Below are 15652 nucleotides of genomic sequence, written 5' to 3'. Positions count from 1 at the left end.
GTGCTGCGAGTCACGGCAGGCTGTAGCGAATGGGTTCCGAGCCTGTCATCCTGACACAGGAAACGGCGTTACGCGGTTGCTCAGAATGAGCGAGAGATGATGGGCGCGCATGACGGAGATGGTTCGCTAGGTGCTTCCGGCACCGCGGCAAGCCGGCTGCTCTCGGCGACCAACATCTGGTCCGATGCGCCAGCGCCTGCCCCTATTTCATGGCCAGCGCCGCAGCCTGAGCCCGTCGCGCAAGCCGCCGCTCCGCTCGATATCGTGGTCACCAAGGCTGCACCGGTCGCGCCCGCGCAGGCGCGTTCCGACCAATGGCCGCCGCGAAAACTCTCGCTGGCGCTACAGGGCGGCGGCACCTTTGCCGCCTTCACCTGGGGCGTGCTGGAGCGGCTGCTGGAAGAGCCTGATATCGCGATCGACACCATCAGCGGCGCCAGCGCCGGCGCCATCAATGCGCTGCTGCTCGCTTGCGGCCTGGCCGAAGGCGGCCGCGAAGGCGCCCGGTCGCGACTAAGCCGGTTCTGGGTCCGGCTGATGCACGAGGCCTCGTTCCGCTCGCTGATGCTGATCGGCGGCTTTTCGCCAGCGGGAAGCTCGGTCGCGTTCGGCCCGACCCTGCGCTCAGGCCAGTTCGATCCGTTCGATCTCGATCCGCTGCGGCAGGCGCTGTCGCGCGACATCGACTTTTCCGTCTTGCGCGATGCGCGGTGCCCCAAGCTGCTGATCGCGGCGACGCGGATCCGCGACGGGCAGCAACAGATTTTTGGCAACGAGGCCATCACGGCCGACGTCGCGCTGGCCTCGACCTGCCCGCCACTGGTCCATTGTGCAGTCGAGATCGACGGCGAAGCCTATTGGGACGGCGGCTTTGGCGGCAATCCGCCGCTGCTGCGGCTGGTGCAGGACGCGGCGGCAACCGATCTGCTGCTCGTCCAGGTCACGCCGAGGCGCGACAGCTATGTGCCGATCACGCTCGCCGCGATCGACCGCAGGCTCGACCAGATCGCGGCCAACGCCGCGCTCAATGCCGAGATCGCCGCGATCGAATGGGCGCAGGCCCATGCTGCGCCCTCGCTGCGCCTCTCCAGGATCGCGGCCGAAGACACCGTCGACGGCCTGGCGCAGCGCTCATCGACCGATCTCGGCCGCGGCTTCATTCGCCTGCTGCACCGGAGCGGCCGCGAGGCCGCCGAGCGCTGGCTCGGGCAAGGTGCGGTCGGGACACAGGATGCCGCGCCCGCGCGAGCCGAGCCGGCACTGGTCTGATCCCTCGCCTACGCGGCAAAGCCTGAACTTCCGGACGCAGCCGCCACACGCAACGGCTCGATCGCCAACCGGTAGCCGGCAAGGCGCGCCATCGGCGCAAGCACGGCGAACAGCAGTTTTTGCAGCCAGATCGGTACGCCAGCAAGATACATGTGATCGCGATAGGCGTGTAGCACCAGCGCGATGAGCAGGAAGTTGGGATCGCCAGCGCTGGAGAACCATTTGGGCTGCTTCACCGTGAGCGTGACGAAATTGGCGAAGAAGCGCAGATGCTGCTGCGCCGGCACGAACGAGACCTCGAGCTCGGCGTTACCGTCGCCGGCATTGGCGAAATAATGCGGTCTGCCACGTGGCACGGTCACGCTGCCGCCGGCGTCCACCAGCTGCTCTCGCCCGTCGACGACAAACTTGATGCGTCCACTCTTCACCGCAAAGTGCTCGTCCGCGCCGGGATGCACGTGCACGAGTGCGTTGCCGCCGCCCGAGCCGCCCTTTTCGAGGATCACACCGAAACGCCCGACGTCACTTCTGTCGAGCAGTCCGGAGAAGACAAACGTCTCCTTGTTGAAGGCATTGCGCAGCCGAGTGCCGCGGGCGAACTCTGTCGACATGTTTTGCGTCTCCTTGCGAAGTCTGGAGACGCGCTGGTAGCGGGCTAAGTGAGGAACGTATTGTAAAAATCCGACGACGCGAGTTCGTCATTCCACCCCTGCACCCTGTCGGTCGCGGCACGCCGGCAGAACACGTCCGGCGAGCTTCCCGCGAAAGTGCGGAAGTCGCGGATCAGATGCGCCTGGTCGGTGAATCCGCCCGCATGCGCGACATCGGCCCAATCGGCGCCGGAGCGGCGCGCGGCGATCGCCTGCAGCATCCGCTCGATCCGTGCGAATCGCTTCGCGCTCGCACCGGTCTCGGTCTTGAAGCGGCGCTGAAGGCTGCGTTCGCTGATGTCGAGGCGATCGGCGAGCCCGCGCATCAAGATCGCCGGATTTCGCCTGATCGCCCGCATCGCCCGTGCAACCAGCGGATCGAGGCGCGACGACCTCCGCCTCCGCTCGAGAAAGTCCTGCATGCATGTCACGCGCGCAGTTGCGCTGCCTGCCCCGGCGAGCCGTTCTTCAAGCCATGCGGCCGCGTTGTCGCCGAAGATGTCGGAGATTTCGACGCTGGCATCGAGCAGGTCGGCAGGCCTGACCCCGAGCACGCGATCGGCCGCCTCAGGCTTCAACCGCACCAGCACAACACCGACCGGACCACTCGGCTTCAGCGCCGCCGCGCGCGTGTGCATGCCGTTGACGGTGCGCTTGTAGACTCCGCGTTGCGAGGCCATTGGCGATCGATAATGCACGATCAGTACCGGCGACGTCGTCGGCAGCACCTTGATCGTTCGCGCGCACGCGGTCGCGGCATCCGCGAGATCGACATCACAAAATGCCTCGACGATCTCGCCGAGACTTTCGCTCGGGGCGAAGAATTGTGGGCCGTATGGACCCTGTCGGTGCGGAAGAGTCATGAGTTCAATTGGTCGGCCGAGCGGCGGCCCAGTTGCCTCCGCCCCATTCACATAAAGTTGAGGCGCGCGCTCACGCCCGCGCCAGCGCCTTCTCCAGGAACCAGGCCGTCGCGAGCGCGAGCGGATCATTGCCGAAGCGCGCGATCACCTGCACGCCGATCGGCAGGCCGCCGACCTTCAGCACCGGCACGTTGACGCAAGGATTGCCCATCAGCGTCCAGAGCCGGTTGTAGCGGGGGTCGCCGGTGGTCGCGAGCTCCTTGGCTGGCGCCGTGCCGGGCGCGGAATAGGTTAGAAGCACGTCGACACCTTCGAACAGCTCGCCGAGCTCGCGCCGGCCGCGTCGGCTGATCCGGCGCGCCTCGTCATACTCTTTCGGCGTCAGCCCGACCGTCGCATCGAGACTGGCGCGCAGCATCGGCGCGATCTCGTCGTGACGCTCGGAAAATTCCCAGGCGAGCGCGCGATGCGCCTCAAAGTCCTGGATGATGGGATGGATGCGCCAGGCCTCCTGCACCGCCTTGGGCAGATCGATGGTCTGCACGCTGGCACCGGCGCGCTCGGCCGCCTTGATGGCAGCTTGCAGCCCCTCTTCGGCCGCAGCCTCCACGGCGCTCGCGAACTCCTGCCTGACCACGCCGATGCGCGGCGACTTCGCCGGGGCGATGCCGTCGAACTCCGTGCGCCCCGTCATCGCCAGCAGACCACGCGCAAGATCCTCTGCCCGGGCGCCGAACAGGCCGACCGTATCGAGCGCCCACGAGTAGCACTTCACACCAACCGTCGGCAGCATCCGGAATGACGGCTTGATCGCGGCCGTCCCGCAATAGGCGGCGGGCCGGATCACCGAGCCGCCGGTCTGGGTGCCCACCGCCAGCGGGACCATGCCGGCGCCAACGGCCGCCGCCGAGCCCGCGGACGAGCCGCCCGGCGAGTGGCCGAGATTGTGCGGATTGAGCGTCGGCGTCGGATCGCGCGAGGCGAACGCTGTCGTGGTGGTCTTGCCGATGATGGTGGCCCCTGCCCGCTTCAGCATCATCACGACAGGTGCGTCAGCGCGCGGCTGCCAGTCGCGATAGATCTCCGAGCCCATCTCGGTCGGCATATCAGCGGTGTCGATGATGTCCTTGATGCCGACCGCAATGCCGCGCAGCGGGCCGGAGGCTTGCGCCTTCGCGGATTTGTCATGACGGACGAAGGCGTGGACGTCCTTCTCCTTGGCCTCGATCGTCGCATGCGAGTGGGCGATGGCGGCCTCGGGCGAAAGCTCCCCCGCTTCGATGCGGCGCTGGAGGTCGGCAAGTGAGATCATGGCAACATCCTTCTTATTGTGATCGCTTTTAGCATCGCGACGAAGCCACGCAAGCGCACGTCCCTGTTGCGCAACGCCCTCAGGTTGTTCCATGCTGTCCCTGCAAGGAGACACCGTGGACGCCATCAATCCGAGCGTGGAGCTGACCGAGCAGGAGCGCATTGACCGCCTGCGGCTGATCCGCTCCGACAATGTCGGGCCGCGCACCTTCCGTTCGCTGCTCGACCATTTCGGCAGCCCGCGCGCCGCGCTGGAGCGTTTGCCCGATCTGGCACGCCGCGGCGGTGCGGCGCGGTCGGGGCGCATCTGTAGTGCGGATGAGGCAAAGGCCGAGCTCGCCGCGAGCCGCAAGTGCGGCATCGCCTGGCTTGCGCCTGGCGAGGACGGCTATCCGGCGCGGCTGGCAACGCTCGATGATGCGCCGCCGCTGCTTGCCGTGCGCGGCGACACCAAAACCTTGATGCGGCCGATGATCGCGATCGTCGGCTCGCGCAACGCCTCCGGCGCCGGCTTGAAGTTCGCCGGCCAGCTCGCGCGCGAGCTCGGCGAAGCCGGATTCGTCGTCATCTCGGGCCTCGCTCGCGGCGTCGACCAGGCCGCGCATCGCACCAGCATCGAAAGCGGCACGATCGCCGTGCTCGCCGGCGGACATGACTGCATCTATCCGCCCGAGCATGGCGACCTGCTTGCCGCGATCCTCGACCATAACGGCGCGGCGATCTCCGAGATGCCGCTCGGCCACGAGCCGCGCGCCCGCGACTTTCCCCGCCGCAACCGACTGATCTCGGGCGCCGCGCTCGGCGTGGTCGTGGTGGAAGCGGCGCACCGCTCGGGCTCGCTGATCACCGCGCGCATGGCAGCCGAACAGGGCCGCGAGGTGTTCGCGGTCCCGGGCTCGCCGCTCGACCCGCGCGCCGCCGGCACCAACGACCTGATCAAGCAGGGCGCAACGCTCGTCACGGAAGCCGCCGACATCGTCAATGCGGTTCAGCCGATCATGGAGCGGCCGCTGATGCACCCCGCTGGCGAGCCCGACAGCGAGCCGTTCGAGAACGATCCGCAAGGCCACGACCGTGACCAGATCACCGGCCTGCTCGGCCCGGTCCCAATCTCGATCGACGATCTCGTACGGATGTCCGGCGCTTCGCCCGCAATCGTGCGCACCGTGCTGCTGGAGCTCGAGCTAGCCGGAAAGCTCGAACGTCACGGCGGCGGGCTGGTGTCGCTGCTGTAGGGCGTTTGAAAATGAGGCTCGATCGATGGCTCGTCCCCTTACCCTCCCCTTGAGGGATAGGGTCGATCGCGCGCAGCGCGAGCGGGGTGGGGTGGTCTCTCCACTCGGGCACTGCATCGGCGGCGAGACTGTCACCCCACCCCGTCTCACATTTCGCTGCGCTCAATGTGAGCCGACCCTCCCCCTCCAGGGGAGGGTGAACCGCGCCTTCTCACTCGTTACGCTGGTCGAACTTCGTGCGCGCGGCCTCGATTTGATCGAGATGGTCCTTCGCCCATTTGCCGAGCGCCTCGACGGGCCGCGACAGGCCGCGGCCGAGATCGGTCAGCTCATAATCGACTCGCGGTGGAATGGTCGGGAAGATCGTGCGTGTGACGAGGCCATCGCGCTCGAGGCCACGCAGCGTCAACGTCAGCATCCGCTGCGAGATGCCGTTGATCATCCGCTTCAGCTCGTTGAAGCGTTTCGGTCCGTCACTCAGCATCATGATCACGAACACGCTCCATTTGTCGCCGACGCGGGACAGCACGGAAGCGACCCCGCGGCAGTCCGCATGGTTGGGATCCGGCCTCTGATTTGGCCCTGGATTTGGCCTCAACGGAGCAGGCAAATCGGTGTTCTCAGGTTTCAAAGATGTGCCCATGGCTCAAAAAAGTGCGTTCTTGCGGGGATTTCGACAGTCACTCATGTAGCGCTGGTTACAAACTTATACCAGGGTGATCCCACATGAAACTCCTCCACATCGACTCCAGCGTGCTCGGCCCCCACTCCGTCAGCCGGCAGGTTTCCGCCGCCATCGTCGACCGGCTCCGGCAGGCGACGCCCTCGCTTGAGGTGGTCTATCGCGACCTGAGCCAGACGCCGCTTGCCCATCTCTCCGGCTCGCATCTCGCCGCCGCGCAAGGCGCCCCCGCGCCGGCGGAACTCGCGCCCGACCTTGCCGCAAGCGCGGCGGCGCTGGAGGAGTTCCTGGCCGCCGAAATCGTCGTCATCGGCGCGCCCATGTACAACTTCACGATTCCGAGCCAGCTCAAGGCCTGGATCGACCGCATCCTGGTGGCGGGGAAGACTTTCAAATACGGCGCGACCGGACCTGAGGGGCTCGCCGGCGGCAAGCGCGTGATCGTGGCAATCTCACGCGGCGGCTATTACGGCGCGGGCTCACCCGCCGCAGCGCTGGAGCACCTCGAAAGCTATCTGCGCGGTGTGTTCGGCTTCATGGGCATCCACAATGCCGAGTTCATCATCGCCGACGGCATCCAGGTCGGACCGGATCACCGCGAGAAAGCACTTGCGGGCGCGCTTCAGGCAGCCACTAGCCTGCACGCGGCCTGACGCGGTGCCGAAATCGGCCGCCGCCGGATTGCGCGGCGGCTGACGGCGGCACGATCCGCAACGCTAAGACCAGACGCCCTGCATGCCCAGGATCACGGCAACGAGCGAGACGAACAGGCCGATCCCGGAGAACAACGCGATGGCGACGAGCTCGGCGGCGTCGGAATGCTTGCCCGGTATGGCGGACCGTTCGGTGAAAACGCGCGGTGACGAAATCGACGAGAAAAGGCGGGTTGCTTTCGTCATAGCCGACTCCGTTAAGTGCCGACTCCGTTAAGTAATGAGTCTGCCTCCTGCCCGTAAAAAGGTCTTTGCAGCTTGCGCGAAGGTTCAACGCCTCGTCAATGCATCTCAAGACGTAGGAACCGGCAGGCGCGACCGCACTGCGCCGGCCGATTCAATTTGCGCTTGATTTGATCAGCCGCGATAGATCGGCGCACCGCTCGGGGAGGCCACCGCGCCGCCGTCGACGAAGATTTCCTGGCCCTGCACGTGCGCGGAATCATCGGAGGCGAGGAACAGCACCGTCTTCGCGACATGATCCGTTTCACCGAGGCGGCCGAGCGGCGTCGACAGCGCAATCCGCTTCTCGAATGCCTTCTCGGCTTCCGGCGTCGCGGTCGCGGGCCCCCAGATCGGCGTGCGGATCGCACCCGGTGCGACCACGTTGACCCGGATGCCGCGCGGCGAGAGCTCCGAGGCCATGATCCGCGCCATCGCCCGCACACCGGCCTTGGCGGCGCCGTAAGCCGAGTAACCGGGAATGCCGAGCACTGATATCACCGAGCCATTGAGGATGATCGAGGCATTGTCGGTGAGATAAGGCAGCGCGGACTGCACGGTGAAGAACACGCCGGTCAGGTTGGTGCTGATGACCTTCTCGAACACCTCGAGCGTCGCCGCGCCAAGCGGCGTGCCGCCGGCGATGCCGGCATTGGCGAACACGATGTCGAACTTGCCGAACTTATCCGCGCCCTGCCGGATCGCAGCTTCCGTGGCGGCGATGTCGGTGGCATCGGCAGGCACGGCGAGCGCGTTCGGCCCGAGCTCCTTGGCGGCCGCCTCCAGCGTCTGCCTGTTGCGACCGGTGATCACCACCTTGGCGCCCTCGGCCACGAACAGTTTTGCCGTCGCAAGCCCGATGCCGCTGTTGCCGCCGGTGATCAGGGCCGTCTTGTCCTTCAGTCTCACGCTCGCCTCCAGTAGTTGCATGATGAAACTAGATTGCCATCTAGGGCATATGGTTTTATGATGCAACCACACAAGCGCGTGATCGGCGGCAGGACCGTGCGAACGCGACAGGACCAAGGTGATGGTGAAGAGAACGAGCTTCGAGGGCGATGCCTGCCCGATCGCGCGGTCGCTGGACGCGCTCGGCGATTGGTGGTCGCTCTTGATCATCCGCGAGGCGCTGTTCGGCGTCCGCCGCTTCGGCGAGTTTCAGAGCAAGCTCGGCATGGCCAAGAACATCCTGGCGGCGCGCCTGCGCTCGCTGGTCGACCACGGCATTCTGGAAACTGCCCCCGCCTCCGACGGCAGCGCATACCAGGAATATGTGCTGACGCCCAAGGGCCGCGGCACTTTCCCGATCCTGGTCGCGCTGCGGCAATGGAGCGAGGAGTTCGACGATCGCCCCGAGGAGATCGCGACCATCCTGGTCGACCGCGAGAAAGGCCGCCCGGTGAAGAAGCTGGAAATGCGCGCCGAGGATGGGCGGCTGCTCAGCCCGGCGGACACCACGCTGAAGCCGCGGCCGGCGCGACGGCGGCGGTCGGCGGGATAACGGCGAATTGCCGCCACACCGTCATTGCGAGCGAAGCGAAGCAATCCAGAGTCGTTCCGAGGAGGTAGTCTGGATTGCTTCGCTACGCTCGCAATGACGAGGTTGAAACTGCGTACCCGCATCACCGTCACCCTGAGGCGCCCGCCTCTTTGGCGAGCCTCGAAGGGCGACGGGATTGATAGAGACCCGGGCCTCACGACAACTTGCGCTTGGTCCGCAGCCGCAGATGCTCATCGGCCTCCAGCTGCGTCATCCCCAAGAGATAGTGCAGCACGTCGAGCTTGTGACGCTCGGCCAGCTTGCGCAAAGCAGCCACCTGCTCGGCGATGAAGGCCACCGCCTCATCCGCCCCGCCCTCCCCCGGCTCCTCGTTGCGCGAGCCCCCCGGCACGCCTGATACAGCGCGCGCCCGTTTCTTTCCCGGCCTTGTCACCAGACCCCACCCGAATCCATGCCCCGCAGGAAACATTACGCCGACATGGATCGCAACTCCAAGGTGGTATTTTGCAACTTTCTCGATATGAAACTTTTCCCATCGCAGAGGGTTTCAATATCCCCCGATTTGACAGGGGCCGGCTCACCACCCATGTTCGGGTCGAAACGGCCGACCCGAGTCCTTTCGTTTTCGGCCTGAGATTTTCCCGTAAGTTACTGGAACTACATGAATATCGTCATTGTGGAGTCGCCGGCGAAAGCCAAGACGATCAACAAGTATTTGGGCTCGTCCTATGAGGTTCTGGCCTCGTTCGGCCATGTCCGCGATCTCCCGGCGAAGAACGGTTCCGTTGATCCCGACGCCAATTTCAAGATGATCTGGGAGGTCGATCCCAAGGCGGCCAGCCGGCTCAACGAGATCGCCAAATCCCTGAAGGGCGCTGACCGCCTGATTCTCGCCACCGACCCTGATCGCGAGGGCGAGGCCATCTCCTGGCACGTGCTGGAGGTGATGAAGGAAAAGCGCGCGCTGAAGGACCAGAAGATCGAGCGGGTGGTGTTCAACGCCATCACCAAGCAGGCCGTCTCGGACGCGATGAAGCATCCGCGCCAGATCGACGGCGCGCTGGTCGACGCTTACATGGCGCGCCGCGCGCTGGACTATCTGGTCGGCTTCACCCTTTCCCCCGTGCTGTGGCGCAAGCTGCCGGGCGCCCGCTCGGCCGGCCGCGTGCAGTCGGTGGCGCTGCGCCTCGTCTGCGACCGCGAGCTCGAGATCGAGAAGTTCGTGCCGCGCGAATATTGGTCGCTGATCGCGACCCTGCTCACGCCGCGCGGCGATGCCTTCGAGGCCCGCCTCGTCGGCGCCGACGGCAAGAAGATCCAGCGCCTCGACATCGGCACCGGCGCGGAAGCCGAGGACTTCAAGAAGGCGCTGGAAGCAGCCGCCTATGCCGTGACCGCGGTCGATGCAAAACCCGCCCGGCGCAATCCGCAGGCTCCCTTCACCACCTCGACGCTGCAGCAGGAAGCCAGCCGCAAATACGGCTTTGCGCCGGCGCACACGATGCGCATCGCCCAGCGCCTCTATGAAGGCATCGACATCGGCGGCGAGACCACCGGACTCATTACTTATATGCGGACCGACGGCGTGCAGATCGCGCCCGAGGCGATCACCCAGGCCCGCAAGGTGATCGGCGAGGACTACGGCAACGCCTATGTGCCGGATGCCCCGCGCCAGTACCAGGCCAAGGCCAAGAACGCGCAGGAAGCGCACGAAGCGATCCGCCCGACCGACCTCTCCCGCCGCCCCGACAGCATGAGCCGCAAGCTCGATGCCGATCAGGCCAAGCTTTATGAGCTGATCTGGAAGCGCACCATCGCGAGCCAGATGGAATCCGCCGAGCTCGAGCGCACCACGGTCGACATCACGGCGAAGGCCGGCGGCCGGACGCTGGAGCTGCGCGCCACCGGCCAGGTCGTGAAGTTCGACGGCTTCCTCGCGCTCTACCAGGAAGGTCGGGACGACGAGGAGGACGAGGACTCACGTCGCCTGCCCGCGATGAGCCAAGGCGAGGCCGTGAAACGGCAGAGCCTGTCCGTCACCCAGCATTTCACCGAGCCGCCGCCGCGCTTCTCGGAAGCATCCCTCGTCAAGCGCATGGAAGAGCTCGGCATCGGCCGGCCCTCGACCTATGCCTCGATCCTGCAGGTCCTGAAGGACCGCGGCTACGTCAAGCTGGAGAAGAAGCGCCTGCACGGCGAGGACAAGGGCCGCGTCGTGATCGCGTTCCTGGAGAGCTTCTTCAGCCGCTACGTCGAATACGACTTCACCGCCGGCCTGGAGGAGCAGCTCGACCGCATCTCCAACAACGAGATCTCCTGGCAGCAGGTGCTGAAGGACTTCTGGCGCGACTTCATCGGCGCCGTCGACGACATCAAGGATCTGCGCGTCGCGCAGGTGCTGGACGTGCTCGACGAGATGCTCGGGCCGCACATCTATCCGCCCCGCCCTGATGGCGGCGACGTCAGGCAGTGCCCGAACTGCGGCACCGGCCGGCTCAATCTGAAGGCCGGCAAGTTCGGCGCCTTCGTCGGCTGCTCGAACTATCCGGAATGCCGCTACACCCGTCAGCTGGCCGCCGATGGCGAGGCGACCGCCGACCGTTCGCTCGGCCAGGACCCTGATACGGGTCGCGACGTCTGGGTCAAGGCCGGCCGCTTCGGCCCCTATATCCAGCTCGGCGAGCAGAAGGATTATGAGGAAGGCGAGAAGCCGAAGCGCGCCGGCATCCCGAAGGGCACCTCGCCCGCCGATGTCGACCTCGAGCTTGCGCTGAAGCTGCTGTCGCTGCCGCGCGAGATCGGCAAGCATCCGGAAACCGGTCAGCCGATTATCGCCGGCCTCGGCCGCTTCGGGCCGTTCGTGAAGCACGAGAAAACCTATGCGAGCCTCGAAGCCGGCGACGAAGTGTTCGACATCGGTCTCAACCGCGCCGTGACGCTGATCGCGGAGAAGGTGGCAAAGGGCCCGAGCCGCCGCTTCGGTGCGGATCCCGGCAAGGCGCTCGGCGATCATCCGACCCTCGGCACCGTCACCGTCAAGAGCGGTCGCTACGGCGCCTACGTCACGGCCGGCGGCGTCAACGCGACGATCCCGGCCGAGTTCGAAAAGGATGCGATCACGCTGCCGCAGGCGATCGCGCTGATCGACGAGCGCGCGGCCAAAGGGGGCGGAAAGAGCGGCGGCAAGACCAAGGCGAAGAAGGCGGCCAAGCCCACCAAGGCCAAAAAGGCTACCGAGAAGGCTGCGGACGGCGAGGACGCCGCGCCGAAGCCGAAGAAACCGGCCGCGAAGAAAGCCGCGGCCAAATCGAAAACTGAATCCACCAGCAAGGCGCGCGCCGCCGTGTCGTCGACCGCAAAGACGTCGCCGACCAAGACCGCCGCCGCCAAGGCTCCGGCCAAGAAGAGTGCCGGCAAGACTTAGATCAAGAATTAGAGGTTAAGTGAAACGCACGAATGACCGTGGCTTTCCCGACAGGAACGCCATCGTCGCCTTCATCAAGGCAAATCCAGGAAAGGTCGGAACTCGCGAAATTGCGCGCGAGTTCGGCCTGAAGAACGCCGATCGCGCCGAGCTCAGGCGCATGCTGCGCGAGCTCGCCGATGACGGCGTCATCAAGAAGAAGCGCCACAAGGTCTCCGAGCCCGACGCGCTGCCGCCCACGCTGCTCGCCGACATCACCGGACGCGACTCCGACGGCGAATTGATCGCCTCCCCCGCCGAATGGGACGAGGTCGAGAGCGGCGAGCCGCCAAAAATCCTCATCGAGATGCCGCGCCGGGCCAAGCCCGGCACCGCCGCCGGCGTCGGCGACCGCGCGCTGCTGCGCGTCGAGCGCGGCGACGAGACAGAAGGCCCCGCCTATCGCGGCCGCATCATCAAGGTCATCGACAAGGCCAAGAGCCGCATCCTCGGCGTATTCCGCGAGCTTCCCGAAGGCGGCGGACGGCTCGTCCCCGTCGACAAGAAGTTCGCCGACCGCGAGCTGAACATTGCGAAGGCCGACACGCAAGGCGCGCATGACGGCGATCTCGTTAGTGTCGACATCGTCCGCTCGCGCGGCTTCGGCCTGGCGTCCGGACGGGTCAAGGAGAGGCTCGGCTCGGTCAAGTCCGAGAAGGCGATCAGCCTGATCGCGATCTACGCCCACGACATTCCGCTGCAATTCTCCTCCGCCGCCGAGCGCGATGCGGAAGCCGCCGAGCCAGCTAACCTGAAAGGGCGCGAAGACTGGCGCGACGTCCCGCTCGTCACCATCGATCCGCCCGACGCCAAGGATCACGACGACGCGGTGCATGCGCAAGCCGACGACGATCCCAACAACCGAGGCGGCTTCATCGTCAACGTCGCCATCGCCGATGTCAGCTTCTACGTGCGGCCGGGCACCGCACTCGATCGTGATGCGCTCGATCGCGGCAACTCGGTCTACTTCCCCGACCGCGTCGTGCCGATGCTGCCCGAGCGCATCTCCAACAATCTCTGCTCGCTGGTGCCGGGCGAGCCGCGCGGCGCGCTCGCGGTGCGCATGGTGCTCGGCCCCGACGGCCGCAAGCGCTCGCACAGTTTTCATCGCATCTTGATGCGCTCGGCCGCGAAGCTGAGCTATGCGCAGGCCCAGGCGGCGATCGACGGACGGCCCGACGACACCACCGGCCCCCTGCTCGATCCGATCCTGAAGCCGCTGTACGCGGCTTACGCCTGCGCCAAGCGCGCACGCGACGAGCGCGATCCGCTCAATCTCGATTTGCCCGAGCGCAAGATCCTGCTCAAGAGCGACGGCACCGTCGACCGCGTAGTGGTGCCGGAGCGTCTCGACGCGCACAAGCTGATCGAGGAGTTCATGATCCTCGCCAACGTCGCCGCGGCGGAGACGCTGGAGAAGAAGTCGCTGCCGCTGATCTACCGCGTGCATGACGAGCCCACGCTCGAGAAGGTCCACGCGCTCAGCGAGTTCCTGGAGACGCTCGACGTCCCCTTCGCCAAATCGGGCGCGCTGCGCCCGACGCTGTTCAACCGCGTGCTGGCCCAGCTCGAAGGCCACGACTATTACCCGCTGGTCAGCGAGGTCGTGCTGCGCGCCCAGGCGCAGGCGGAATATTCCGCGGAGAACTACGGTCATTTCGGCCTGAACCTGCGCCGCTATGCACATTTCACCTCGCCGATCCGCCGCTATGCCGATCTCGTCGTGCACCGCGCGCTGGTCCGCGCGCTCGGGCTCGGCGAAGGCGCCCTGCCCGACAGCGAGACGCCGGAGAGCCTCGGCGAGGTCGCCGCGCATATTTCGCTGACCGAGCGGCGCGCGATGAAAGCGGAGCGCGAGACCGTCGACCGCCTGATCGCGCATCATCTCGCCGACCGCATCGGCGCCAGCTTCCAGGGCCGCGTCTCCGGCGTCACCCGCGCCGGCCTGTTCGTCAAGCTGAGCGAGACCGGCGCCGACGGATTGATCCCGATCCGATCCCTCGGCACGGAATATTTCAACTATGACGAGAGCCGTCACGCCCTTGTCGGCACCCGCAGCGGCACCACGTATCAGCTTGGTGACGTCGTTGACGTCCGTCTGATTGAAGCTGCCCCCATCGCCGGCGCGCTACGCTTCGAATTGCTGTCGTCGGAGGGAGACGCCGCACCGCGCGAGCGCAGGCCATTCCGCCCGCAGCGCAAATCATCAAAGACGCACCCTGGACGCAGCCCGGAGAAAAAACGCAAGCCGGAGAAGCAAAAGTCCGGCAAGGGGAAAAGCGCCAAAGGAAAGAACAAGGGAAAAGGCAAGAAGGGCAAGGCATGGTGACGATGAGCACGGCCCCAAAAATCTGGACGCGCGAGAGCGGCCTCGTCGAGAAGCGCGACGTCTGGCCTGCGATGAAGCGCGGCTTTCGCGGCCGTTGCCCGCGCTGCGGCGAGGGAAAGCTGTTCCGCGCCTTCCTGAAGACGGCGGACAATTGCGCCAAATGCGGCCTCGATTTCACGCCGCACCGCGCCGACGATCTGCCGGCCTATCTCGTCATCGTCATCGTCGGCCACGTCGTGGTGCCCGCGATCCTCTGGATCGAGACCAATTACACGACGCCGGTCTGGATCAGCTTCGCGGCCTATCTGCCCTTCACCTTCGCCGCCTCGCTCGCGCTGTTGCAGCCCGTCAAGGGAGCTGTGGTCGGCTTGCAATGGGCTCTGCGTATGCACGGGTTTGACGAGAACCCTCCCGATGGTATTCCGCCTGTGTAAAGCAATAAGCAAGAAACGGTTTGGGTGAGGACATGACGGATATTGCGCAGGCAACGGAGAAAACCAGGGTTCACGAGGAGAAGGAAGCCGACCATCATCCCTATTTCCGCCCGCGGGATGCGGCGACCCTGATCCTGGTCGATCGCAGCGGCACCGTTCCGAAAGTGCTGGTCGGCAAGCGCCACGACAAGGTGGTGTTCATGCCCGGAAAATTCGTCTTCCCGGGCGGACGAGTCGACAAGGCCGACTATCGCGTGCCCTGTGCCGCGCCCATCACCACGGAGTTAGAGGCCAATCTCGCCAAGGGCAGCCCGAAGACGCCGGCCTCGCGCGCGAAGTCGCTGGCGATCGCCGCGATCCGCGAGGCCTGCGAAGAGACCGGTCTCTGCCTCGGACGCAAGGCGGAAGGCAAGTTGGCCAAGCTCGAAGGCCCCTGGAAGCCGTTCGCGGATGCGGGCCTCCTTCCCGATCCTTCCGGCCTGTTCCTGATCGCACGCGCGATCACCCCGCCCGGCCGCGTCAAGCGGTTCGACACGCGCTTCTTCACCGCAGATGCCTCCGCGATCACCCATCGCGTCGAGGGCGTGATCCACGCGGACGCGGAGCTGGTCGAACTGGTCTGGGTCGAGCTCGGCTCGAAGCCGCTCGCCGACCTGCATCCGATGACGCGCAACGTGCTCAACGAGCTCGACACCCGCCTCGCCACCGGCTCGCTCCGTCACGATGCACCGGTGCCGTTCTTCCATTTCTACGGCGGCAAGATGCAAAAGGATATTTTGAGTTAGTAGTCGGACGTGGCCCATCTCCGCTGTCGTCCCGGACAAGCGCGCCTCAAGCGCGCGCCGATCCGGGACGACAGCGAAGGGTGTGGCGCGAACATGCTGGGATAACGCTCAAAAACAAAATAATCTTCCCGCCTTCCCCAATGGCGGAGTTCCCACTCGTCCCTATGTCTTCCCGAGCGTCACCAAGAAGGACAG

General features: G+C 65.9%; 15 protein-coding genes. 8 read left to right on the top strand and 7 right to left on the bottom strand.

The window, feature by feature from the left end:
- Positions 1-96 precede the first annotated feature (96 nt).
- A complete protein-coding gene (locus ACVIIV_RS22815) occupies positions 97-1269 on the top strand; it encodes a patatin-like phospholipase family protein (RefSeq protein WP_456746162.1) in 1173 nt (390 codons plus the stop codon).
- Between the two features lie 8 nt (positions 1270-1277).
- On the opposite strand, the gene ACVIIV_RS22810 is transcribed toward ACVIIV_RS22815, so the two are convergent.
- The 3 genes from ACVIIV_RS22810 to ACVIIV_RS22800 form a co-directional block, all read right to left on the bottom strand.
- Entirely contained in the window at positions 1278-1880 is a 603-nt protein-coding gene (locus ACVIIV_RS22810) for a cupin domain-containing protein (protein ID WP_456746161.1), read from the bottom strand.
- A gap of 44 nt (positions 1881-1924) precedes the next feature.
- Entirely contained in the window at positions 1925-2782 is an 858-nt protein-coding gene (locus tag ACVIIV_RS22805; protein ID WP_456746160.1) for a helix-turn-helix domain-containing protein, read from the bottom strand.
- A 70-nt stretch (positions 2783-2852) separates the two neighbouring features.
- Positions 2853-4094, bottom strand: coding sequence for an amidase (locus ACVIIV_RS22800; RefSeq protein ID WP_456746159.1), 1242 nt, complete (start codon positions 4092-4094; stop codon positions 2853-2855).
- Positions 4095-4185: 91 nt separating this feature from the next.
- On the opposite strand from ACVIIV_RS22800, the gene dprA reads away from it, so the two are divergent.
- Complete coding sequence (gene dprA, locus ACVIIV_RS22795) at positions 4186-5328, top strand: DNA-processing protein DprA (protein ID WP_456746158.1); 1143 nt, start codon at positions 4186-4188, stop codon at positions 5326-5328.
- Between the two features lie 211 nt (positions 5329-5539).
- On the opposite strand, the gene ACVIIV_RS22790 is transcribed toward dprA, so the two are convergent.
- On the bottom strand, positions 5540-5971 hold the full coding sequence (locus ACVIIV_RS22790; protein WP_456746157.1) for a winged helix-turn-helix transcriptional regulator: 432 nt from the start codon (positions 5969-5971) through the stop codon (positions 5540-5542).
- A gap of 83 nt (positions 5972-6054) precedes the next feature.
- On the opposite strand from ACVIIV_RS22790, the gene ACVIIV_RS22785 reads away from it, so the two are divergent.
- Positions 6055-6663 carry an FMN-dependent NADH-azoreductase gene (locus ACVIIV_RS22785; RefSeq protein ID WP_456746156.1) on the top strand — a complete coding sequence of 203 codons (609 nt, stop codon included), beginning with the start codon at positions 6055-6057 and terminating at the stop codon, positions 6661-6663.
- A 63-nt stretch (positions 6664-6726) separates the two neighbouring features.
- Here the strand turns inward: ACVIIV_RS22785 and ACVIIV_RS22780 are convergent, their stop codons facing one another.
- Both ACVIIV_RS22780 and ACVIIV_RS22775 read right to left on the bottom strand, forming a co-directional pair.
- Positions 6727-6909: a hypothetical protein gene (locus ACVIIV_RS22780; protein ID WP_456746155.1), complete on the bottom strand. Its 183-nt coding sequence runs from the start codon at positions 6907-6909 to the stop codon at positions 6727-6729.
- 171 nt (positions 6910-7080) lie between these two features.
- On the bottom strand, positions 7081-7854 hold the full coding sequence (locus ACVIIV_RS22775; protein ID WP_456746154.1) for an SDR family oxidoreductase: 774 nt from the start codon (positions 7852-7854) through the stop codon (positions 7081-7083).
- 121 nt (positions 7855-7975) lie between these two features.
- Here ACVIIV_RS22775 and ACVIIV_RS22770 point away from each other — a divergent pair, with 121 nt between their 5' ends.
- Positions 7976-8446, top strand: coding sequence for a winged helix-turn-helix transcriptional regulator (locus ACVIIV_RS22770; RefSeq protein WP_456746153.1), 471 nt, complete (start codon positions 7976-7978; stop codon positions 8444-8446).
- A gap of 193 nt (positions 8447-8639) precedes the next feature.
- Here ACVIIV_RS22770 and ACVIIV_RS22765 read toward each other — a convergent pair whose 3' ends face one another.
- Positions 8640-8879 (bottom strand): hypothetical protein, encoded by a 240-nt coding sequence (locus ACVIIV_RS22765; RefSeq protein WP_211402276.1) that lies wholly within the window; start codon positions 8877-8879, stop codon positions 8640-8642.
- A gap of 228 nt (positions 8880-9107) precedes the next feature.
- Between ACVIIV_RS22765 and topA the strand changes: the two genes are divergently transcribed.
- Genes topA through ACVIIV_RS22745 form a run of 4 tightly spaced genes read left to right on the top strand, consistent with a single transcriptional unit; the run spans position 9108 to position 15457 of the window.
- Positions 9108-11870: a type I DNA topoisomerase gene (gene topA / locus ACVIIV_RS22760; protein ID WP_456746152.1), complete on the top strand. Its 2763-nt coding sequence runs from the start codon at positions 9108-9110 to the stop codon at positions 11868-11870.
- Between the two features lie 19 nt (positions 11871-11889).
- Complete coding sequence (gene rnr, locus ACVIIV_RS22755) at positions 11890-14238, top strand: ribonuclease R (RefSeq protein ID WP_456746151.1); 2349 nt, start codon at positions 11890-11892, stop codon at positions 14236-14238.
- Positions 14232-14672, top strand: a complete 441-nt coding sequence (locus ACVIIV_RS22750; RefSeq protein ID WP_456746150.1) for a DUF983 domain-containing protein — start codon at positions 14232-14234, stop codon at positions 14670-14672. The genes rnr and ACVIIV_RS22750 overlap by 7 nt, the downstream gene beginning before the upstream one ends.
- 32 nt (positions 14673-14704) lie before the next feature.
- Positions 14705-15457 (top strand): NUDIX hydrolase, encoded by a 753-nt coding sequence (locus tag ACVIIV_RS22745; RefSeq protein ID WP_456746149.1) that lies wholly within the window; start codon positions 14705-14707, stop codon positions 15455-15457.
- The last annotated feature ends 195 nt before the right edge of the window (positions 15458-15652 follow it).

The sequence above is a fragment of the Bradyrhizobium sp. USDA 4354 genome (assembly GCF_054060315.1).
Note: the sequence above shows the minus strand (reverse complement) of the source record. Positions and strands in the feature narration are given on the sequence as shown.